The 22613-nt window shown below is 68.1% G+C and carries 13 protein-coding genes, 1 tRNA gene and 1 pseudogene; 11 read left to right on the top strand and 4 right to left on the bottom strand.

The annotated features are described in order from the left end of the window. Window positions 1–2007 (top strand): YhgE/Pip family protein, encoded by a 2007-nt coding sequence (locus A5727_RS22595; RefSeq protein WP_157521522.1) that lies wholly within the window; start codon window positions 1–3, stop codon window positions 2005–2007. Window positions 2008–2180: 173 nt separating this feature from the next. Further along, complete coding sequence (locus tag A5727_RS22590) at window positions 2181–2816, top strand: TetR family transcriptional regulator C-terminal domain-containing protein (RefSeq protein ID WP_068255421.1); 636 nt, start codon at window positions 2181–2183, stop codon at window positions 2814–2816. 3 nt (window positions 2817–2819) lie between these two features. Here the strand turns inward: A5727_RS22590 and A5727_RS27645 are convergent, their stop codons facing one another. Together A5727_RS27645 and A5727_RS22585 are read right to left on the bottom strand one after the other, a co-directional pair. Beyond that, a complete protein-coding gene (locus tag A5727_RS27645; protein WP_157521521.1) occupies window positions 2820–2996 on the bottom strand; it encodes a hypothetical protein in 177 nt (58 codons plus the stop codon). A gap of 123 nt (window positions 2997–3119) precedes the next feature. Then, on the bottom strand, window positions 3120–4394 hold the full coding sequence (locus A5727_RS22585; protein WP_068255415.1) for an MFS transporter: 1275 nt from the start codon (window positions 4392–4394) through the stop codon (window positions 3120–3122). Window positions 4395–4465: 71 nt separating this feature from the next. Here A5727_RS22585 and A5727_RS28255 point away from each other — a divergent pair. From A5727_RS28255 to A5727_RS22570, 4 genes and pseudogenes are all read left to right on the top strand, one after another. Beyond that, window positions 4466–4969: pseudogene (locus A5727_RS28255) on the top strand (hypothetical protein); the annotation flags it as partial. Window positions 4970–5548: 579 nt separating this feature from the next. Continuing rightward, window positions 5549–14794 (top strand): type I polyketide synthase, encoded by a 9246-nt coding sequence (locus tag A5727_RS22580; protein ID WP_068255412.1) that lies wholly within the window; start codon window positions 5549–5551, stop codon window positions 14792–14794. Window positions 14795–14803: 9 nt separating this feature from the next. Then, window positions 14804–15193, top strand: a complete 390-nt coding sequence (acpS, locus tag A5727_RS22575; protein WP_068255404.1) for a holo-ACP synthase AcpS — start codon at window positions 14804–14806, stop codon at window positions 15191–15193. Window positions 15194–15352: 159 nt separating this feature from the next. Further along, on the top strand, window positions 15353–16687 hold the full coding sequence (locus A5727_RS22570) for a dipeptidase (RefSeq protein ID WP_068255401.1): 1335 nt from the start codon (window positions 15353–15355) through the stop codon (window positions 16685–16687). Here the strand turns inward: A5727_RS22570 and bcp are convergent. Then, complete coding sequence (bcp, locus tag A5727_RS22565; protein WP_068255398.1) at window positions 16684–17157, bottom strand: thioredoxin-dependent thiol peroxidase; 474 nt, start codon at window positions 17155–17157, stop codon at window positions 16684–16686. The two genes, A5727_RS22570 and bcp, sit on opposite strands and share 4 nt — an antisense overlap. A gap of 107 nt (window positions 17158–17264) precedes the next feature. On the opposite strand from bcp, the gene A5727_RS22560 reads away from it, so the two are divergent. Both A5727_RS22560 and A5727_RS22555 read left to right on the top strand, forming a co-directional pair. Next, on the top strand, window positions 17265–17492 hold the full coding sequence (locus A5727_RS22560; protein WP_068255457.1) for a DUF3618 domain-containing protein: 228 nt from the start codon (window positions 17265–17267) through the stop codon (window positions 17490–17492). 498 nt (window positions 17493–17990) lie between these two features. Then, entirely contained in the window at window positions 17991–19541 is a 1551-nt protein-coding gene (locus A5727_RS22555) for an MFS transporter (protein ID WP_157521520.1), read from the top strand. Between the two features lie 51 nt (window positions 19542–19592). On the opposite strand, the gene A5727_RS22550 is transcribed toward A5727_RS22555, so the two are convergent. Then, window positions 19593–19668: transfer RNA gene (locus A5727_RS22550), tRNA-Lys, on the bottom strand. 170 nt (window positions 19669–19838) lie between these two features. Here A5727_RS22550 and A5727_RS22545 point away from each other — a divergent pair. From A5727_RS22545 to A5727_RS22535, 3 genes are all read left to right on the top strand, one after another. After that, entirely contained in the window at window positions 19839–21059 is a 1221-nt protein-coding gene (locus A5727_RS22545; protein WP_068255394.1) for a L,D-transpeptidase, read from the top strand. Window positions 21060–21339: 280 nt separating this feature from the next. Then, on the top strand, window positions 21340–21897 hold the full coding sequence (locus A5727_RS22540) for a hypothetical protein (protein ID WP_068255445.1): 558 nt from the start codon (window positions 21340–21342) through the stop codon (window positions 21895–21897). Window positions 21898–21925: 28 nt separating this feature from the next. Next, a complete protein-coding gene (locus A5727_RS22535; RefSeq protein ID WP_068255391.1) occupies window positions 21926–22600 on the top strand; it encodes a hypothetical protein in 675 nt (224 codons plus the stop codon). Window positions 22601–22613 lie beyond the last annotated feature (13 nt).

Raw genomic sequence — 22613 nt, 5'->3', positions numbered from 1 at the left:
ATGCTCGCTGGAATGTCGTTGGGCACTGACCTCAAGCGCTACTCGCGCGGAGCCCTGCCGCGCATCGCGCTGGCGACTGTCATCGTGTTGCCCCTGCTCTACGGTGCGATGTACCTGTGGGCGTTCTGGAACCCGTTCAACGAGGTCGGCAAGGTGCCCGTGGCGCTGGTCAACGAAGACGTCGGGGCCGAGTCACAGGGGCAGCCACTGCATGCCGGCGACGAGGTCGCGCAGGCGCTGCTTGACGCCAAAAAGCTTGACCTGCACCCGGTATCGGCGCAAGAGGCCAAGGAGGGCGTGGCGTCGGGCCGGTACTATTTTTCGGTCAGCCTGCCACGCGACTTCAGCGCCGCGATCGCCTCGTCCGCTGGTGACGACCCGCACCAGGCCAAGCTCGTCTTCACGTTCAACAACGCGAACAACTACCTGGCCTCGATCATCGGGCAGGACGCCTCGCGCGAGGTGATCGACCTGGTGAATGCGCAGGTCGGCGAACGCACCGTGGGCACCGTGCTCACCGGACTCGCCGACGCCGGGGAAGGTCTGGTGCAGGCCGCCGACGGCGCGGATCAGGTGGCCACCGGGCTGGACACCGCCGACGACGGCGCGGATCGCCTGGCCGGCGGCGCCGGCACGCTCGCGGCCGGCCTGGTCACGGCACGGGACGGGTCCGCTCAGCTTTCGGCGGGGACGCGCCAGCTCTCCACCGCCGTCGACACCTCCGTGGACCCGCTGGTGCGGGTGCTGGACCGGGTGGAGCGGCTGCATCTCGACCCCAACGAGGTGGGTTTGGCGGCCCAGCATCTCAGCAGCGCGGTGCGGTCCACCACCGATCGAATCGCGGCCCTGAACATCAACAGCGCACAGGCTGCTGCGATCGTCGACCAGGTGATCGGCGTCCTGCGCACCAGTCCGGACCCCACGGTCCGTGATTCGGGGGAGTTCCTGGGTGGCGCCCAACGACTGTTGAAAGCACAGGGCGTCGACCCCACCACCGACGACGGACTGCTCAAACTGCGCGACAGCGCCGCCAAACTCGAGACCGAACTCGGCGACCCCAACAGCGAACTGCGAACCTTCCTGACCAGGGCGCTCGACGGCGGACTGCGCGACGACATCGTGAAACTGCGCGACGGCGTCGACCGACTCGACACGGGCGCGCACAGCCTCAACCAGGGACTGGTGCAGCTTGCCGGTGGCGGTGCCCAATTGGCCGGCGGCGCTCGCGAACTCGCCGCCGGCACCGAGAAGCTCAAATCCGGCAGCGCCGAACTCGCCGACAAACTGCGGCAGGGCTCGACCCAGGTCCCGTCCTGGACGCCCGAGCAGCGCACTGAGGTCGCGCGCACGCTGGCGCAACCCGTGGCGCTGGATATCGTCACCGACAACCCGGCCGCGACCTTCGGCACCGGGTTCGCCCCGTTCTTCCTCCCGTTGGCCCTGTTCATCGGCGCGTTGATCACCTGGATGTTGTTGACGCCGTTACAGTCCCGACCCATCGTGAACGGATTGGGTGCGCTGCGGGTTGTGCTCGCCTCCTATTGGCCTGCCTCCCTGATCGCACTGTGTCAGGTGCTGGTGATGTACGTCGTGGTTCATTTCGGAGTTGGGTTGCGGCCCAAGTACGCGCTGGCCACGGTCGCGTTCCTGCTGTTGGTCGTCGCGGCGTTCCTCGCCCTCATCCAGGCGTTCAACGCGCTGTTCGGAGTCGCGGTGGGGCGGGTTGTGACGCTGGCCTTCCTGATGTTCCAGTTGGTGTCCGCCGGTGGCATCTATCCGGTTGAGACCACCGCGAAACCATTCCAGATCATCCACCCGTTTGACCCGATGACCTACGCCGTCAACGGTTTACGCCAGCTCACCGTGGGAGGGGTGGACTCGCGGCTGTGGGTGGCGATCGTCGTGCTCGTCGGCGTGCTGGCGGTGTCACTGGCAGCCAGTTCATGGGCGGCCCGGCGAAACCGGCAGTACACCATGGAGCGCCTGTATCCGCCGATAGAAGTGTGATCGGAGGACAAAGTGGCGGCGGGCCGCGCCCGGCAGGGACTGCCCGGCGACGAAGTCTGGCGGTACGACACCCGGGTCGCGCAGCGTGACCTCGATTGGCCCGCTGCCAGTTTCGACAGCGTTGTCGACGGGTAGTAGGTGTTGGAATTGACGGATGAGAAAGTTGATCACCGATGGCCGATCCGGCGACCGCGAGTGAGAACAACGAGGTTCGTCGTGTCCAAATGCTGCGTGCCGCGGCCGAACTGATCGCCGAACGGGGCTTCGCCGAAACCCGAATCGCCGACGTCGCGCATCGCGCCGGTGTCAGCGCCCCACTGGTGATCTACTACTTCGGCACTCGGAACCGGTTGCTCGTCGACGCGCTGCGTCATTCCGAGGAGTCGTTCTACGCCGCGGCCGCGAAGTCGCTGGCGGACGCACAGTCCCTGCGCGCCAGGCTGGCGCTGCTGATCCGTTGGATGTGCACTCCCGACAGCGACATCGAGGAGATCCCCGGCGCCTCGGGTCTGTGGCTTGAACTGTGGCCCCAGGCATACCGGAACAACGAGGTGTGGGCCGGCCGTGTCGAACTCGACGCGCGGTGGCGCGGGATGATCGTCGACGCAGTCGAATCCGCCAGGCCGGGCGAGGTTCACGAATCGGTCGACGCACGGCATTTCGCGCTTGCGTTCAGTGCCCTGTTGGACGGGCTGTTCGTCCAGGTGGCCCTGGAGGACCCGGAGGTCTGCCCCGAGGTCGCCTACCGCATCGCCATGCGCTTCGCGGAACGGGAACTCGGTCTGCCGCCGGCGGGTCCCGGCGCCTGACCTTCAGAGGCGGAAACTCTCCCGGCCGATGAGCCCGGTCTCGTAATAGCTCGGGCTGCGGTGCGGACGTGGCCGACGTGCGGGCCGCTCGGGCGCCGCGACCGTTCGACGGATCGAGGCGCTCAGGAGCCAGCCCCGCACACGGGCGGTGGTGTGGCCGATGCTCGTGATTGCGGTCATGATGTCCCCCCTCGTCGACGCCGGATGTTGCGGCGGTCTGCGATGAGCGTGGGCGACGGCGACCACGGAGTCGCGGGTAGCGGGCTACCCGTGTGCGCGAGCCCGTTACGCGGGGGTCTGGACTCAGCGCGCCAGCTGGTGCTCGTCGAAGAACTCGAGCAGGTACTTGCTCTCGTCGTTCTGGCCGATGGTCCGACGGGCCTTGCGTCGGGTGATCAGGATCGCGACCGCGGTGATCGCCCAGATGACGTACTGCACCGACCACGCGTAGCGGAAGGCGTCGAACGAGTACCCGCCGGCGGCGCCGATGATCATGCCCATCGCCTGCATCACGAGCAGGGAGGCGATGAATCCGCCCATGTTGACGATCCCGGTCGCGGTGCCCAGCGTGCGACTCGGGTTGAACGTCCTCGCGAAGTCGAACCCCACCATCGAGCCGGGACCGCCGGCCGAGATCACCACGACCAGGACCACAAGCAACCACAGCGGGGCGGGACCGGGAAGGGACAGCACCACGGTCCAGATCGCGGCATTGCTGGCGACGATGCCCAGCACGACCCGTGACCGGCGGTGTGGATGCCGGCCCGTGACGATGCCGATGATGATGCCGGAGGAGATGGCCGCAGCCACCGAGACCGTCAGCAGGGTGCCCGCCGCCCCCCGAGACAGCCCCTGCGCCTCGGTCAGATAGGGCACCCCCCAGATGAGCGTGAACGCCGTGACCGAGAACTGCGTGCCCATGTGGGTGAAGAAACCCAGGCGAGTGCCTGGTCGCAGCCAGACGGTCTTGACGTTGGCCAGGGTGTCGCTGACACCGATCGAGCGCACGGGTTCCGCCCGGCCGTGTGGCGTGTCCCGGATCAGCGCCATCGCCATGAGGACGATGAGGGCGCCGAGCGCCGTCACCGACACGTAGGCCGTGCTCCACCCCGCACCGCCCAGCAGCGCCAGGAAGGGCAGGGCCGAGAGCACCTGGCCTAGCTGGCCGCAGATTCCGGTCAGCTGCGTGACGAGCGGGATCTCACGTTCGCTGAACCAGTACGGCACCAGGCGCAGCACTGAGATGAACGTGAAGGCGTCGCCGAGTCCCAACACGGCCCGGGCGCCGATGGCGATGGGCAGAGACTCGGTGAAGGCGAGGGTGAGCTGGCCCGCCGCCATCAGGGTGCCGCCCGCGACGATCATCACGCGGGACCCGAAGCGGTCCAGCAGCAGACCTGCGGGAATCTGGGCGCCTGCGTAGACGATGATCTGCAGCACGACGAAGGTCGAGAGGACACCGGGGCTGGCGTCGAACCGTACGGCGGCATCGAGACCGGACACCCCGAGTGTCGTGCGGTCGAGGACCGCGATGATGTACGCCAACAGGCCGACGGACCACACGATCCAGCGCCGCACGTGCTTGCCCCTCCGTTGCTGCCGACCTGACGACGATTCTGCCAGGCGCCGTGTACCCGCTCGAATTCTTTTTGTCGTGCCCTGGCAGAACTCCGACGGCCGCTGCGCTCGGCGTGACCGCTGCGCTCAGCCCCACCGCCAGGGCCGCCCGGATGGCGGTTCTGCTCGGGCGTGTCATCAAGGCCAGCGACATCCGGGCGTCAGGGGCCACCGGTGCCATGCGCTGCGCCGCGGACCGGCGGCCAGGCGGCCAGCGGATGCTGGGCAGGCAGAGTCACACGTCTATCGACGACGAACCGAGCTGTGAGCGGCACAAACAGCAGGTCGCGACCTTTTTGCGCGGTTTGCGAAGCTGGGCCGGGCATCAGCGCACGGGTGTCTGTGCCGACTCCAGGACAATCGACTGGGCGATCCAGGACGGCGTGGGCGGCGACTTCCCGGCAGCACAACTCCGGGGTCGCCGGGCCGCATCGCCCACGTGGCGGCCCACCTGCACCGGGTGCAGATCGGCAGCCCGCAGCGTCGGGGGAGGCGGGGTGGACATCAACCACGGTCTCAAGCCGTGGTTCGGTCAGAGGGACCGACCCGAAAGCACCCTCACATTACTGATCAGTAAGATTTGCCAGCAAACTTCATTTCGAATCCTGCCCGGCGCGGTGGCCTCGGGCGAACCGAGCAGATGCTTGGGCGCGCGCCACGCGGGACTTTGGAAACCGGTGAATTCACAGGTTACGATTCGATAACAATCGTGCTGTGATCTGCGGAGTTATACCTACTCGGCCGTAACCACCTGCCAACAGGACGTTTGTCCTCCAGCCCGCGAGGCCTGCTTGAGCGCCGCGTTACCCACGCCACGGTTACTGCTGCGTAGAACTCGCTAGTAACCAAATGGCGGCGGAAAATGGCCATAGCTCTTATGACACTCTTAGTGCAGCCGGTTCGCACACGAGAAGAGGTCTTCAGAGCCGACCTCGAGGACGAGCCGGTTGGTCCCATGCCGGACCAGACGGCAGGCGCCGTGCGCACGGCGGGCTCACAGAGGAGCCGCCGACCAACACCACCCGCAGAGCCGCGGGAGGTCGCGGGCCGACAAGGTGCGCAGTACGAGCAGTGAAGACGATGACGCCGCAGAGAGCTACAGGGAGATATACAAGGTGACGATTTTCGAGCACGACAACGTTTCTGCCGACTACGACGGTTCCACCAACCACGATGGCAGCGCTGCCGGGCCCGCACAGTCGACTCACGCCCTGGTCGATCGTCTCTCTGCCGGTGAGCCGTTCGCGGTCGCCTTCGGGGGACAGGGCAGCGCCTGGCTGGAGACGCTCGAGGAGCTGGTGTCCTCGGCGGGTATCGAGTCTGAGCTCGCCACCCTCGCCGGCGAAGCCGAGCTGCTGCTCGAGCCCATCGCCCGCGAGCTGGTCGTGGTCCGTCCGATCGGCTTCGAGCCTCTGCGCTGGGTGCGGGCGCTGGCCGCCGAAGAGCCCGTGCCGACCGCCAAGCAACTGACCTCCGCCGCGGTCTCGGTGCCGGGCGTGCTGCTGACCCAGATCGGTGCGGTGCGCGCGTTGGCCCGTCAGGGCCTGGATCTGGCCGCCACGCCCCCGGTCGCGGTCGCGGGTCACTCGCAGGGCGTCCTGGCCGTTGAGGCCCTCAAGCGCCAGGGAACCAACGGCGACGTGGAACTGTTGGCGCTCGCGCAGCTGATCGGCGCCGCGGGCACCCTGGTGGCCCGTCGCCGCGGCATCGCGGTCCTCGGCGATCGCCCGCCGATGGTGTCGGTCACCAACGCCGACCCCGAGCGAATCTACGAACTGCTCGAAGAGTTCAGCAAGGACGTCCGGACGGTCCTGCCGCCCGTGCTCTCGATCCGCAATGGCCGTCGGTCGGTGGTCATCACCGGCACCCCCGAGCAGCTGTCCCGCTTTGAGCTGTACTGCCAGCAGATCGCGCAGAAGGAGGAGGCCGAGCGGAAGAACAAGATCCGCGGCGGTGCCGTCTTCGCGCCGGTGTTCGACCCCGTGCAGGTCGAGGTCGGCTTCCACACCCCGCGCCTGTCCGACGGCGTCGACATCGTCGGCGGTTGGGCGGAGCAGGTCGGCATCGACGTCGAACTCGCGAAGGCCATGACCAAGGCCATCCTGATCGATCAGGTCGACTGGGTTGACGAGATCACCGCGCTGCATGACGCCGGCGCCCGCTGGATCCTGGATCTGGGCCCCGGTGACATCCTGACTCGTCTGACTGCGCCGGTGATCCGGGGCCTCGGCATCGGCATCGTGCCGGCAGCCACGCGCGGTGGCCAGCGCAACCTGTTCACCGTCGGCGCCGTGCCCGAGGTCGCCAAGCCGTGGTCGAGCTACGCGCCTGAGGTCATCACGCTGCCGGACGGATCGGTCAAGCTGTCGACCAAGTTCACCCGCCTGACCGGGCGCTCGCCGATCCTGCTGGCCGGCATGACCCCGACGACGGTCGACGCCAAGATCGTGGCGGCCGCGGCCAACGCCGGGCACTGGGCCGAACTCGCCGGCGGCGGACAGGTCACCGAGGAGATCTTCGCCGGCCGCGTCGAGGAGCTCACGACGCTGCTCGAGCCGGGTCGCTCCATCCAGTTCAACTCGCTGTTCCTCGATCCGTATCTGTGGAAGCTTCAGGTCGGCGGCAAGCGCCTGGTGCAGAAGGCGCGTCAGTCCGGAGCCCCGATCGACGGCCTGATCGTCACCGCGGGCATCCCCGAACTCGAAGAGGCCGTCGAACTGATCGGCGAGCTCAACGACGTCGGCATCAGTCATGTGGTGTTCAAGCCCGGCACGGTCGAGCAGATCCGCTCCGTCATCCGGATCGCGGCCGAGGTGCCCACCAAGCCTGTCATCGCCCACATCGAGGGTGGTCGCGCCGGTGGCCACCACTCCTGGGAGGATCTCGACGACCTGCTGCTGGCCACCTACTCGGAACTGCGGGGCCGCTCCAACATCACGGTCTGCGTCGGCGGCGGCATCGGCACGCCCGAACGGGCCGCCGAGTACCTCTCCGGCCGCTGGGCACAGGCCTACGGCTTCCCCCTGATGCCCGTCGACGGCATCCTGGTCGGCACGGCCGCGATGGCGACGCTGGAGGCCACCACCTCACCCGCGGTCAAGCAGATGCTGGTCGAGACCAAGGGCACGGACAGCTGGGTCGGCGCCGGAAAGGCGCAGGGCGGCATGGCTTCCGGGCGCAGCCAGCTGGGTGCCGACATCCACGAGATCGACAACACGGCCTCGCGCTGCGGTCGACTGCTCGACGAGGTGGCCGGTGACGCCGACGCCGTCGCCCAGCGCCGCGACGAGATCATCGCCGCGATGGCCAACACCGCCAAGCCGTACTTCGGCGACGTCGCGGAGATGACCTACGAGCAGTGGCTGAACCGCTACATCGAACTGGCGATCGGCGACGGGGATTCGACCGCCGACACCAAGCGCGAGGACTCCCCGTGGCTCGACGTCACGTGGCGGGACCGCTTCGCCGAGATGCTGCAGCGCGCCGAGGCCCGGCTCAACGCCGTCGACTCCGGCCCCATCGAAACCCTCTACGGCGCAACCGAAGAGGGTGAGCGGCTGCTGGAGGACCCGCAGGCCGCGATCTCCGCTCTGCTGGCCGCCTACCCGGACGCCGCGACGGTCAAGCTGCACCCGGTCGACGTGCCGTTCTTCGTCCAGCTGTGCAAGACGCCGGGCAAGCCGGTGAACTTCGTCCCGGTCATCGATAAGGATGTCCGCCGGTGGTGGCGCAGTGACTCGCTGTGGCAGGCCCACGACGCGCGCTACTCAGCGGACCAGGTCTGCATCATCCCCGGCACCCAGGCCGTCGCCGGCATCACGCGGGTCGACGAACCGGTCGGTGAACTGCTCGACCGCTTCGAACAGGCCGCGATCGACGACGCCGTGGCCGCCGGAGCGCAGCCCAAGCCGGTGATCTCGCGCCTGCAGAACGTCACCAGCCCGCTGGCACTGGTGCTCGACGCCCCCGACGTGCTGTGGGCCGGTCGCACCGCCACGAACCCGGTGCACCGCATCGCCGCGCCCTCTGAATGGCTTGTGCACGAGAACAAGTCGGCGACCAACCATGCCACGGGTGCTCGCCTGGAGATCGTCGGCGAGAAGGTCGTGTTGAGCCTTCCGCTGTCGGGCACCTGGATCGAGATTCCGTTCACGTTGCCGGCCACCACGGTCGACGGCGGGGCCCCCATCGTCACCACCGAGGACGCCTCGACCGCGATGCGGTCGGTGCTGGCGATCGCGGCCGGCGTCGACGGACCCGACGCGCTGCCCGAGGTGGCCGACGGGTCCACCACCGCCACCGTCGAGTGGGATCCGGAGCGGGTCGCCGACCACACCGGTGTCACCGCGACCTTCGGTGCACCGCTGGCTCCGACGCTCACCGTCGTACCCGACGCCCTCGTCGGCCGCTGCTGGCCGGCGGTGTTCGCCGCGATCGGCGCGGCCGTCACCGACGACGGATTCCCGGTCGTGGAGGGCCTGCTGAGCCTGGTCCACCTCGACCATGCGGCCCAGCTGGTCACCAAGCTCCCGACCGAGTCCGCGCAGTTGACCGTCACCGCAACGGCTTCGGCCGCCTACGACACCGAGGTCGGCCGCGTCGTGCCGGTGTCGGTCTCGGTGTGCGACGCCGATGGAACGCTGCTCGCCACGCTCGAGGAGCGTTTTGCGATCCGTGGCCGCACCGGCACCGCCGAACTGGCTGATCCGGTCCGCGCCGGGGGAGCGGTGTCGGACAACGCGACCGACACACCCCGCCGCCGTCGCCGCGACGTCACCGTCACCGCGCCGGTCGACATGCGGCCGTTCGCCGTGGTCTCCGGTGACCACAACCCGATCCACACCGACCGGTCCGCCGCGCTGCTGGCCGGCCTGGAATCGTGCATCGTGCACGGCATGTGGCTGTCGGCGGCGGCGCAGCACGTCGTCACCGCCACCGACGGCAAGCCCGTCCCGCCGGCCCGTCTGCTCGGCTGGACCGCCCGCTTCCTCGGGATGGTGCTGCCCGGCGACGAGGTCGACTTCCGCGTGGACCGCGTCGGCGTCGACCTCGGCGGTGAGGTGCTCGAGATCTCCGCGCGCGTCGGAGCCGACCTGAAGATGTCGGCCACCGCACGCCTGGCCGCGCCCAAGACCGTCTACGCCTTCCCGGGCCAGGGCATCCAGTCCAAGGGCATGGGCATGGAGGTGCGTGCCCGCAGCAAGGCCGCCCGCAAGATCTGGGACCGGGCCGACAAGTTCACCCGGGAGACCCTGGGCTTCTCGGTGCTGCACGTGGTGCGGGACAACCCGACCAGCCTGATCGCCTCCGGGGTGCACTACGAGCACCCCGAAGGCGTGCTGTACCTGACGCAGTTCACCCAGGTCGCGATGGCCACCACGGCCGCAGCGCAGGTGGCCGAGATGCGCGAGCAGGGTGCGTTCGTCGAGGGCGCCATCGCCTGCGGTCACTCCGTGGGTGAGTACACCGCGCTGGCGTGCGTGTCGGGCGTGATCGAGCTCGAAGGTCTGCTGGAGGCCGTGTTCCACCGCGGTTCCAAGATGCACGACATCGTGCCGCGTGATGAGCGGGGCCGGTCCAACTACCGCCTGGCCGCCATCCGGCCCTCGCAGATCGATCTCGACGATGACGACGTCAAGGACTTCGTCGCCGAGATCTCCGAGCGCACAGGTGAATTCCTGCAGATCGTGAACTACAACCTGCGCGGTTCGCAGTACGCGATCGCCGGTACCGTCCGCGGGCTGGAGGCGCTTGAGGAGGAGGTCGAGCGTCGTCGCGAGATCTCCGGCGGCAAGCGCTCGTTCATCCTGGTGCCCGGCATCGACGTGCCGTTCCACTCCAGCGTGCTGCGGGTCGGCGTCGACGACTTCCGGCGCAGCCTGGAGCGGGTGCTGCCGCGTGACCGCGATCCGGAACTCGTTGTCGGCCGCTACATCCCGAACCTGGTGCCCCGGCCGTTCACGCTGGATCGCGACTTCATCCAGGAGATCCGCGATCTGGTGCCGGCCGAACCGCTCGACGAGGTGCTCGCCGACTACGACACGTGGCGCAACGAGCGCCCGGTCGAACTGTGCCGCAAGATCGTCATCGAGCTGCTGGCCTGGCAGTTCGCCAGCCCGGTGCGCTGGATCGAGACGCAGGACCTGCTGTTCATCGAGGAGGCCGCGGGCGGCCTCGGTGTCGAGCGGTTCGTTGAGATCGGCGTGAAGAACGCGCCGACCGTGGCGGGCCTGGCGACCAACACGCTCAAGCTGCCCGAGTTCGCGCACAGCACCGTCGAGGTGCTCAACGCCGAACGGGACGCCGCGGTGCTGTTCGCCACCGACACCGATCCCGAGCCTGAAGAGGTCGAATTCGACAGTGCCCCAGCGGCTCCCGCCGCCGAGGCGCCTGCCGTCGAGGCCGCACCCGCGCCAGCCGCCGCGCCGGCGGCGCCGTCGGGCGGCCCCCGCCCCGACGACATCACCTTGGACGCCGCCGATGCGACCGTCGCTCTCATCGCACTGAGCGCGAAGATGCGGCTGGATCAGATCGAGGCGCTCGACTCCATCGAATCGATCACCGACGGTGCGTCTTCACGACGCAACCAGCTGCTGGTCGACCTGGGCTCCGAACTGAACCTGGGCGCCATCGACGGTGCCGCCGAGGCGGACCTGGGTGCGCTCAAGGGACAGGTCAGCAAGCTGGCCCGCACCTACAAGCCGTTCGGCCCGGTGCTCTCGGACGCCATCAACGATCAGCTCCGCACGGTCTTCGGACCGTCGGGCAAGCGTCCGGCCTACATCGCCGAGCGCGTGTCGAAGGCATGGGAGCTGGGGCCGGGCTGGGCCAAGCATGTGACGGTCGAGGTGGCGCTGGGGACCCGTGAGGGTTCGAGCGTGCGCGGCGGCTCGCTGGGCGGCCTGCACGAGGGTGCGCTCGCCAGTGCTGCCGACGTCGACAAGGCGATCGACGCCGCGGTCTCCGCGGTCGGTGCCCGCAAGGGCATCCCGGTCAGCCTGCCCTCGGCGGGCGGCGCCGCCGGCGGTGTCGTGGACTCCGCCGCACTCGGTGAGTTCGCCGAGAAGGTCACCGGTCCCGACGGCGTGCTCGCCTCCGCGGCGCGCCTGGTGCTGGGGCAGCTGGGCCTCGATGCTCCGGTGAGTGCTCCGGAGACGGCGTCGGACGCCGAACTGATCGACCTGGTGACCGCCGAACTCGGTTCGGACTGGCCGCGTCTGGTCGCTCCCGCCTTCGACGCCAAGAAGGCCGTGGTGTTCGACGACCGCTGGGCCAGCGCCCGCGAGGACCTGGTCAAGCTGTGGCTGGCCGATGAGGGCGACATCGACGCCGACTGGCCGCACCTGTCGGAGCGGTTCGAAGGCGCCGGCCACGTGGTGGCAACGCAGGCCAACTGGTGGCAGGGCAAGGCGCTGGCCGCGGGCCGCAACGTGCATGCGTCGCTGTTCGGTCGCATCGCCGCGGGTGCCGAGAACCCGGGCAAGGGCCGCTACAGCGATGAGGTCGCCGTCGTGACGGGTGCCTCGAAGGGCTCGATCGCCGCGTCGGTCGTGGGTCAGCTGCTCGACGGTGGCGCCACCGTCATCGCCACGACCTCAAAGCTGGACGACGACCGGTTGGCGTTCTACAAGGAGCTCTACCGCGACAACGCGCGCTTCGGCGCGACGCTGTGGGTGGTTCCGGCGAACATGGCCTCGTACTCAGACATCGACAAGCTCGTCGAGTGGGTCGGTACCGAGCAGATCGAAAGCCTTGGGCCGCAGTCGATTCACCTCAAGGATGCGCAGACCCCGACGCTGCTGTTCCCGTTCGCCGCACCGCGTGTGGCAGGGGACCTCTCGGAGGCGGGTTCGCGTTCGGAGATGGAGATGAAGGTGCTGCTGTGGGCCGTGCAGCGGCTCATCGGCGGGCTGTCCACGATCGGCGCCGAGCGCGACATCGCCTCACGGCTGCACGTCGTGCTGCCGGGCTCGCCCAACCGCGGGATGTTCGGCGGTGACGGTGCCTACGGCGAGTCGAAGTCCGCACTCGATGCCCTGGTGAACCGCTGGCACGCGGAGTCGTCGTGGGCCGAGCGGGTCACGCTGGCTCACGCGCTGATCGGCTGGACCAAGGGCACGGGCCTGATGGGTCACAACGACGCCATCGTCGGTGCGGTCGAGGAGGCCGGTGTCACCACGTACACCACCGCCGAGATGGCAGCCATGCTGCTGGATCTGTGCACGGTGGATTCGAAGGTGACTGCCGCGGTCGCACCGATCAAGGTCGACCTCACCGGCGGCCTCGGCGACATCCAGCTCGACATGGCCGAGCTGGCTGCCAAGGCGCGCGAGGAGATGCTGAGCGAATCCGCCTCCGACGACGAGGAGCAGGACGCGGGCACGATCGCGGCTCTGCCGTCGCCGCCGCGGGGTTACACCCCGGCGCCGCCGCCGGTCTGGGACGAGATCGACGTCGACCCCGCCGACATGGTGGTCATCGTCGGCGGTGCCGAACTCGGACCGTACGGGTCGTCGCGCACGCGCTTCGAGATGGAGGTCGACAACGAGCTGTCGGCCGCCGGTGTCCTCGAATTGGCATGGACCACGGGCCTGATCAAGTGGGAGGACGACCCGAAGCCGGGTTGGTACGACGCCGCGACAGGTGAGCTGGTGCCCGAGGCCGAACTGGTCGAGCGCTACCACGACGCCGTCGTGGAGCGGTGTGGCATTCGCGAATTCGTCGACGACGGCGCGATCGACCCCGATCACGCGTCGCCGCTGCTGGTCAGTGTGTTCCTGGACAAGGACTTCTCGTTCGTCGTGTCCAGCGAGGCCGACGCGCGTGCCTTCGTGCAGTTCGATCCCGAGCACACCGTCGCCCGTCCGGTCCCGGACTCCGGCGACTGGGAGGTGATCCGCAAGGCGGGCACTGAGATTCGCGTGCCGCGCAAGACCAAGCTGTCGCGGACGGTGGGTGCGCAGATCCCGACCGGCTTCGATCCGACCGTGTGGGGCATCAGCCCGGACATGGCGAGCTCGATCGACCGCGTCGCACTGTGGAACATCGTGGCGACCGTCGATGCGTTCCTGTCCTCGGGCTTCACGCCGACCGAACTGATGCGGTGGGTGCACCCGAGCATGGTGGCCTCCACGCAGGGGACCGGCATGGGCGGCATGACCTCGATGCAGACCATGTACCACGGCAACCTGTTGGGCCGATCCAAGCCCAACGACATCCTGCAGGAGGTCCTGCCGAATGTGGTTGCCGCACATGTGATGCAGTCCTTCGTGGGCGGCTACGGCGCGATGATCCACCCGGTCGGCGCGTGCGCCACCGCCGCGGTGTCGGTCGAAGAGGGTGCCGACAAGATTCGGCTCGGCAAGGCCGATCTGGTGGTTGCCGGCGGCTTCGACGATCTGACACTCGAGGCGATCATCGGCTTCGGTGACATGGCCGCCACGGCCGACACCGAGATGATGCGCGCCAAGGGCATCAGCGACTCGAAGTTCTCGCGCGCCAACGACCGTCGCCGACTGGGCTTCCTGGAGGCCCAGGGCGGTGGCACCATCCTGCTGGCCCGCGGTGACCTCGCGCTGAAGATGGGCCTGCCCGTGCTCGCGGTGGTCGGCTACGCGCAGAGCTTCGCCGACGGTGTGCACACCTCGATCCCGGCTCCGGGACTCGGTGCCCTGGGTGCCGGTCGCGGTGGCAAGGACTCGGTGCTCGCACGGTCGCTGGCCAAGCTGGGCGTCGGCGCCGACGACATCGCGGTGATCTCCAAGCACGACACCTCGACGCTGGCCAACGACCCGAACGAGACCGAACTGCATGAGCGCCTGGCCGACTCGATGGGCCGGGCACCGGGCAACCCGCTGTTCGTGGTGAGCCAGAAGACCCTGACGGGTCACGCCAAGGGTGGCGCCGCGGTGTTCCAGATCATGGGTCTGTGCCAGATCCTGCGCGACGGCGTCATCCCGCCGAACCGCAGCCTGGACTGCGTCGACGACGAGTTGGCCACCTCCGGTCACTTCGTGTGGGTGCGCGACACCCTGCGACTGGGCGACAAGCTGCCGCTCAAGGCCGGTCTGGTGACCAGCCTCGGGTTCGGGCACGTGTCGGGTCTGGTGGCGCTGGTGCATCCGGAGGCGTTCCTGGCCTCGCTGGATCCTGCCGAGCGCGAGTCCTACCTGGAGCGTTCGCAGGAGCGCATCCTGGCCGGACAGCGTCGACTGGCCTCGGCGATCGCCGGTGGCAAGCCGATGTACGAGAAACCCGCCGACCGTCGCTTCGACCACGATTCGCCGGAGAAGAAGCAGGAGGCCGCCATGCTGCTGGACGCGGGCTCGCGCCTCGGCGATGGCGATGTCTACATCCGTTAGGGTCTGCGTGTGGCGATAGTCGGAGTCGGGATCGACGTAGTTTCCATTCCAGATTTCGCCGAGCAGGTCGACCAGCCCGGGACGGTGTTCGCTGAGACGTTCACGCCCGGGGAGCGCCGCGACGCCGCCGACAAGAGTTCGGTGGCGGCGCGGCACCTGGCGGCCCGCTGGGCGGCGAAGGAAGCGGTGATCAAGGCATGGTCGGGGTCTCGGTTCGCGCAGCGTCCCGTGCTCCCGGAGGCCATCCATCGCGACATCGAGGTGGTCACCGACATGTGGGGCAGGCCGAAGGTTCGCCTCACCGGTGACATCGCCAAGCACCTCGCCGAGGTCACCATCCACGTATCGCTGACCCATGAGGGGGACACCGCCGCGGCGGTGGCGATCCTGGAGAACTGACCTGCGGCGAGGGGCCGTGTTTGTACGCGGACACGCCGTGATCTGCGTACAAGGTGGGGCGCTCACGGCCCCTTGAACGCCCGCTCGTGCAGGACTGGACCCGTTGCTCGTGCGGGGCTGACCCGGTGTGGTGATCTGCCCGCCGACTAACCTCTCCCCATGAGTGATCTGCAGGCGCGCGTCCGTGAGATCCTGCCGTCGGTCCGGGCGGACCTCGAGGCTCTGGTGCGCATCGAATCGGTGTGGGCCGACCCCGAACGCCGCGACGAGGTGCACCGCAGCGCACAGGCCGTGGCCGACCTGTTCTCCGGTGTGGGGTTCGAGGACGTCCGGATCGTCAGCGAGGGCGGCGCCCCCGCGGTGATCGCCAAGCATCCCGCCCCGCCCGGTGCGCCGACCGTGCTGCTCTACGCCCACCACGACGTGCAGCCCGAAGGTGACCGCTCCCAATGGCATTCCGAGCCGTTCGAGCCGACTGAACGCGACGGCCGGCTCTACGGTCGCGGCACCGCGGACGACAAGGCCGGTATCGCAACGCATCTGGCGGCCATGCGCGCCTTCGACGGCAAGCCGCCGGTGGGTGTGACGGTGTTCGTCGAGGGTGAGGAGGAGTCCGGCTCTCCGTCGCTCGGGCGTCTGCTGGCCGCCCACAGGGACGACCTGGCCGCCGACGTCATCATCATCGCCGACTCCGACAACTGGAGCGTCGACATCCCCGCGCTGACGGTGTCGCTGCGGGGTCTCGCCGACTGTGTGGTCGAGGTGGCGACCCTGGACCACGGGCTGCACTCGGGCCTGTGGGGCGGCGTGGTGCCCGATGCGCTGAGCGTGCTGGTTCGCCTGTTGGCCAGCCTGCACGACGACGAGGGCAACGTCGCGGTGGCGGGCCTGCACGAGGGGACCGCGGCCGACGTCGACCGTGGCCCGGACTGGGTGCGCGAGGAGTCCGGCCTGCTGGACGGTGTCGAGCAGATCGGCACCGGCTCAGTGGTGCAACGGCTTTGGGCCAAACCCGCGATCACGGTGATCGGCATCGACACCACCCCCATCGCGAAGTCGTCGAACACCCTGATCCCCAGCGCCAGGGCCAAGGTGTCCATGCGGGTGGCCCCCGGCGGTGACGCCGCGGCGCACCTGGCGGCACTGAGCGCCCATCTGGAGAGCCACGCCCCGTGGGGCGCCAGGGTCACCGTCACCCCGGGTGACGTCGGCCAGCCCTACGCGATCGACGCCAGCGGGACGGTCTACGACGCCGCCCGCGCCGCGTTCAAAAAGGCCTGGGGAACCGCGCCGGTGGACATGGGGATGGGCGGGTCCATCCCGTTCATCGCGGAGTTCGCCGCCGCGTTCCCGGATGCCACGATTCTGGTGACCGGCGTGGAGGATCCGGGCACACAGGCGCACAGCATCAACGAAAGCCTGCACCTGGGGGTGCTGGCGAAGGCCGCGACGGCCGAGACGCTGCTGCTGGCCGCGTTGGGCGAGGCGCCCTAGACCGAGATGTCGCGGCGCAGCTTGGCGACGTGACCGGTGGCCTTGACGTTGTACTGCGCCACCTCGATGGTGCCCTTCTCGTCGACGACGAACGTCGAACGGATGACGCCCTGCACGGTCTTGCCGTACATCTTCTTCTCGCCGAACGCGCCCCACTCGGTGAGCACCTTCTTCTCGGGATCGGACAGCAGCGGGAAGTTCAGTCCTTCGGCGTCTCGGAACTTGGCGAGCTTCTCGGGCTTGTCGGGGGAGATGCCGACGACGTCGATACCGGCCTCGTTCAACTCGGCCAGGCTGTCGCGGAAATCGCAGGCCTGCTTGGTGCATCCGGGCGTGGACGCGGCGGGGTAGAAGTACACGACGACCTTGCGGCCGGAGAAGTCGGACAACGTCACGGTGTTGCCGTCGGCGTCGGGCAGGCTGAACGACGGTGCTTTGTCGCCGGCTTCGAGTCGTGTGGTCGCGGTCAAGGTCGGTTCCCTCCTGTCCACCGGTGCGTGGATTTCGCTCGGTGCTGATCTAGGGTAGTGCGGCAGGGGCACACACCAGCGTGGCCGGTACGACTTGGAGGATGAGCGTGGCGGATCGAGATCCCGAAGAGATCAAGAAGGAGATCGATCAGGCGCGCACGCAGCTCGCGTCCACGGTGGACCTGCTGGCTGAGCGGGCGAACCCCCAGCGAATCGCCGACGATGCCAAGGCGAAGGCGTTGGCCTTCGTGCAGAAGCCGGCCGTGACGATCTCACTCGCGGGCCTGGGTGTGCTCACGGTCGTGTTGGTGATCCGCCGGATCCGCAACCGCTGATCGCCCCGTCGTTACCGGCGCCGAAACCACCCGAAGGACCACTGGAAGCCCGGCGGATTGGCCGACATCCCGATACGGCTGCAGCTTCGAATCTGCACCGGACCAGCCGCGGGTGGCTGTGAAGTTAGCGTGTGGCGGCCGCCAGGGGTTCCCAGATCGTCACCGAGAGGGCGGTGTGCCGTCGACATAGCTAAACCTCGTGGGGTTGCGGCGTGGACTGGGAACGACATCTGCAGTGTGCTGCAGCTAACTCGATGGTAGCAGTGTTCTCGGCGATATGCGCAGTAGAACGCATAGAAAATCGGACCGGCGGCATGTTCCCGTTACCGGCGGTTCTGTTTTCCGGACCCCAGCCGGGGAGGGCGACAGCCGCACACAGCACATTTTGACGTACGTGACGACGTGTTGTCCGGTCCGCATCGTCCGGTGGGTGACGGGGTATTGCTGACTGGGCGTGGCGTCCGGTCCGCCGCTCACCCGGCTCCTATATTGACACCGGTGAAAGAAAGCCCAGCGCGCGCACCGTGGATTCTCGGCGTTCTCCTGGTCGCGGCGGGAGTGGCGAACATCAACATGTCGATCGCGAACGTGGCGCTCGCCGACATCGCTCACGCCCTCGACGCCACGCAGAGCCAGCAGAACCTCATCGCAGACGCCTTCACGATGTCGTTGGCCGCGACGGTGCTCTACCTCGGCGCGGTGGGCGACCGGTATGGCCGCAAGGCGCTGCTGCTGTGGGGCGCGGCGGTCTCGGTGCCCGCCTCGCTGGTCGCGGCGTGGGCCCCCTCGGTGGACGTCCTGGTCGGCGCCCGCATCGTCGGGGGCATCGGAGCGGCGCTGCTCTTCCCGACGACCCTGTCGCTCATCTCGGTGCTGTGGCGCGGCAAGGCCCGCGCCGGGGCCATTGCGTTGTGGTCCGGGGTCGGCGGAAGTACGGCGTTCCTGGGCAGTGTCGTGGCCGGCGCGCTGCTCCTCTGGTTCTGGTGGGGATCGGTGTTCCTGCTCACCGCACCGTTTGCGGCCGCCCTGCTGGTGGTCGCGGCCTGGGCGATTCCCCCCGACGAAGACCTCGACACCGAGCCGGTCGACCATCTCGGTGGTCTGTTGTCGATCATCGCGGTTGCGGCGTTGGTGCTGGCGGTTCAGGAGATCACCGAGGGCAACTCCGCCCAACTGGTGATCCTGCTGGTGGTCGCAGTGCTCGTGACGGCGCTGTTCCTTCTGCGTCAACGTACGGCGCAGCGTCCCCTCGTCGACCTGCGACTGGCCAGACAGCCCACCTTCCTGATCGCATCGCTGGCCGGCAGCATCACCTTCGGCGCGCTGATCGGCGGCCTCTACATCGGCCAACAGTTCACCGCGAATGTGTTGCAGTACAACACCTTCCAGTCGGCTGCAACGACCATACCGGCTGCCCTCACGTTCCTCCTCGGATCTCCGGTCGCGAGCCGGTGGATGACCAACAGGGGCGGGCGATTCACCTTGAGCGTGGGCATCGTCTGCATCGGGATCGGGTTCGTCATCATCGCGCTGCTGTGGAATCCGGGCTCCTCGGTGTGGGTCGTACTGCTGCCGTACGCGATCCTGGGCGCCGGAACGTCCTTCGCGGGAGCGGCCGCGTCGACCGCGATCATGGGCAGCCTGCCGACCCACCGAGCCGGTATGGGCTCGTCGTTCACGGACCTCACGCGAGACTTCGGCGGTGCGCTGATTCAGGCGTTGATGGCCGGTGCCCTGACCATCACCTACTCGAGTGCGATGATGACCTCGTACGCCTCACTGCCCGCCGAGGAGGCCGAACGCACCAGCCAGGCCGCAGCCGAGGGGATCGCCGGGTCGTACCAGAAGGCCGAATCCGTGGCGGGCAGCTACCCGCCGGCATCGGCGGAGGGACTGCTGCGCGACGCGGCCACGGCGTTCTCGACCGGTAAGACCTACGCGTTCGTCATCGCCATCGTCCTTGTGGCGCTGGCCCTGATCGCGGTGTGGCGCTGGTATCCGGGACGCGAGCGAGAGGCCGCGGTGTTCGCGTCATACGCCGCGGACTGATCCGTCAAACACTTCAGGCCAGGCGGGGATCCGCCTGGCCTGAAATGACTGTGGTGCGCCGTCAGGGTTTCGAACCCCGGACCCGCTGATTAAGAGTCAGCTGCTCTACCAACTGAGCTAACGGCGCGTTTGCTGCGTGTGAGACACTATCAGGCATCGCGGCGTGGAATGAAATCGTTGTTCTCACCTGCGCGAATGTCGTGCGCGACGCTGGAGTCGCGCTTGTTGTCCAGGGTGCCCTTAGACTATTGCCAAGAAATCCAGGGGTGGCTCCGGCTGTGGAGGTGGGACGTAGGTATGTGGCAGGTCCGATCGGTGACCCGTCCGCGTGGTGGTCGACGTTGGCTGGCGGCGCTGCTGCTGGTTCCGTGTGTGGTGCTGGGGGTGAGCGCGTGCGGCGCGGGATCGGAATCGGCTGAACCCCAGCGGATCGCCGACAAAGGCACCCCGTTCGCCGATCTGCTCGTGCCGAAGCTCTCGGCGTCGGTCACCGATGGGGCCGTGGGTGTGGCCGTTGACAAGCCGGTCACCGTGACCGCCGAGGACGGTGTCCTGGGCGCGGTGTCGATGGTCAACGAAGAGGGCACCGCGGTGGCCGGCAAGCTCAGCGCCGACGGCCTGACGTGGTCGACGGATGAACCTCTCGGTTACAACAAGCGCTACACCCTCGAGGCGCGGTCACTGGGCCTCGGCGGTGAGACGACGCAGACGATGTCCTTCGAGACGCACTCACCGGACAACCTGACGATGCCGTATGTGCTGCCCAACGACGGTGAGACCGTCGGGGTCGGGCAGCCCATCGCAGTGCGGTTCGACGAGAACATCCCCAATCGGGTGGCCGCCGAGCGCGCCATCAAGGTGACCACGAATCCGCCCGTGGAGGGTGCGTTCTACTGGCTGAACAATCGCGAAGTGCGTTGGCGGCCGCAGCATTACTGGAAGCCCGGAACCACCGTCGACGTCTCGGTGAACACCTACGGCGTCGATCTCGGTGATGGCCTCTTCGGGCAGGACAACGTGAGCACGCACTTCACCATCGGTGACGAGGTGATCGCGACCGCGGACGACAACACCAAGACGATCACCGTCCGGGTGAACGGCGAGGTGGTCAAGACCATGCCGACCTCGATGGGCAAGAACAGCACGCCCACCAACAACGGCACCTACATCATCGGCGACCGGTTCGCCGAACTGGTCATGGACTCCTCGACCTATGGCGTCCCGGTGAACTCGCCCAACGGTTATCGCACCGAGGTCGAATACGCGACACAGATGTCCTACAGCGGCATCTATGTGCATGCCGCGCCGTGGTCCGTCGGGAGCCAGGGGTACTCGAACGTCAGCCACGGATGCCTGAACGTGAGCACCAGCAACGCGCAGTGGTTCTACAACAACACCAAGCGTGGCGACATCGTCGAGGTGAAGAACACCGTGGGCTCGACACTTCCGGGCACAGACGGGCTCGGGGACTGGAACATTCCGTGGTCGCAGTGGAAGGCCGGCAACTCCAGCACCTAGGGCCAATCTGCTGGGTTGGCCCGTGAATCGGCGGTCTTGGCGATACCGTGCGGACATCGAACGTCTGCGCCAGACGTATCGGAGACCGCTGGTGGACCGTCCTTCCCTCCGGCGTCGTGTCGTGTGACGCACCCTCGCCGCGGCGCCGCAGCCGCCCGATGCCCTGTGACCTGGGGCTCGGATCGCAGATGTTTCAAGATTCTCCTGTGTGGAACCTCGTCAGAGAGGCCTCGACAGCGACTCCGCCCTCAGCATGGGCGGCGAGGAGAGGAGATTCGACATGGCCGAGGACGGTACCGCAGACCACGCCCGCAAGGGTTTCGTCGCATCGATCAAGGGCAGGGCCAAAGAGTTGGTGGGTGCCATCACCCGCAATGACTCGTTGACCGCGGAGGGTCAGCTGGAACGGCACGAAGCCCAGCAGCGACGAGCGGCCAGCGCTCTGGAGAACGTGGCACAAGCACAGGACGAGCGCGCGGAGCACTTGGCAAGCGCAGCCGAGATTGCCGGCGCCCAACAGCGTGGCGCGGCTCATGTCCGCGCTGCCGCGGCGCAGCAGCAGATCCGCGAGGACCAGATCGCGCAGCGCAGGACCGCCGAGCAGGCCGCACGCAACGACGCCGCGCGGGAGAAGGCGAACGCTGAGCAGGCCGCGCAGGTCCAGGTCGCCCAGGCCGCCAACCGCGAGGAGCAGGAGCGCAAGGCCGCGACCGAACACTACGGCGAGGCGATCAACGACTACCAGCAGTCCTTGTCCGGCGCGGAACGGGCTGAGGTTGAGGCCAAACGGATCCGTGCCGAGGCCGACGAGCTGACGAAGGACGCTGACCTGCCGTGATAGGCGGCAGCGAGAACAGGAGTGTGCAATGAATCTGGCTCAGATTCCCTTCGCGCTGTTACGGACGCAGTACCGGATCGCGCGATTCCCGTTTCAGCTGATCGAGCAGCGCATCGTGTCGAGAATCGACGAGGAGGCACCGGCGAGGCTGCTCTATGAGCGTTCGTTTGGAGCAGTCGACGCCGCTGTCGGGAGCATGCTGGGCGATTCCGAGCTTGAGATGCGTGGCGTGGCGATCGCTCAACGCAGCGCGGCGCGGTTCGAGGCTGGGCTTCTCGACAAGGAGGCCGAACTGGAACGCAAGCGGGCACGCAGACAGCTTGATGAGGAGAGCGAGCGCACCGCGCACGCCCACGACGAGGCGCACCGTGCCAAGCTCGACAAACAGCGCAACGCCCGAGCGGCCGCCGCGCAGCGTAAACAGGTCGCCGAGGAGGCCGCCGCGAAGCGGACCGTCGAGACCAAGGAGCGCGCAGACGAGGTCGCCGCGCAGCGCCGGAAATCGGCGGAGTCGACGAAGCGGGCCGAGGAGGCGCGCATCGACGCCGCGGAGAGGGCCGCGGTGAAAGCGGCCGAGGCCAAGCAGGACGACGCTCGGACACGACGCAGTGAGGCGGCGCGCAAGCGCGACGAGGCGGCCACGGCCGAGGAGTTGGCCGACACCGAGAAGGCCAAGCGGAAGGCCAGCTCCGACAACGCGTAGCCGACAACGGCTG

Source organism: Mycobacterium sp. ACS4331, assembly GCF_001667265.1.
Taxonomy (GTDB): domain Bacteria; phylum Actinomycetota; class Actinomycetes; order Mycobacteriales; family Mycobacteriaceae; genus Mycobacterium.
Note: the sequence above shows the minus strand (reverse complement) of the source record. Positions and strands in the feature narration are given on the sequence as shown.

Coding starts and splice junctions, on each gene's coding strand:
- A5727_RS22595 (WP_157521522.1), top strand. CDS start 1: ATGCTCGCTGGAATGTCGTTGGGCACTGACCTCAAGCGCTACTCGCGC.
- A5727_RS22590 (WP_068255421.1), top strand. CDS start 2,181: ATGGCCGATCCGGCGACCGCGAGTGAGAACAACGAGGTTCGTCGTGTC.
- A5727_RS27645 (WP_157521521.1), bottom strand. CDS start 2,996: ATGACCGCAATCACGAGCATCGGCCACACCACCGCCCGTGTGCGGGGC.
- A5727_RS22570 (WP_068255401.1), top strand. CDS start 15,353: ATGAGTGATCTGCAGGCGCGCGTCCGTGAGATCCTGCCGTCGGTCCGG.
- A5727_RS22545 (WP_068255394.1), top strand. CDS start 19,839: ATGTGGCAGGTCCGATCGGTGACCCGTCCGCGTGGTGGTCGACGTTGG.
- A5727_RS22540 (WP_068255445.1), top strand. CDS start 21,340: ATGGCCGAGGACGGTACCGCAGACCACGCCCGCAAGGGTTTCGTCGCA.
- A5727_RS22535 (WP_068255391.1), top strand. CDS start 21,926: ATGAATCTGGCTCAGATTCCCTTCGCGCTGTTACGGACGCAGTACCGG.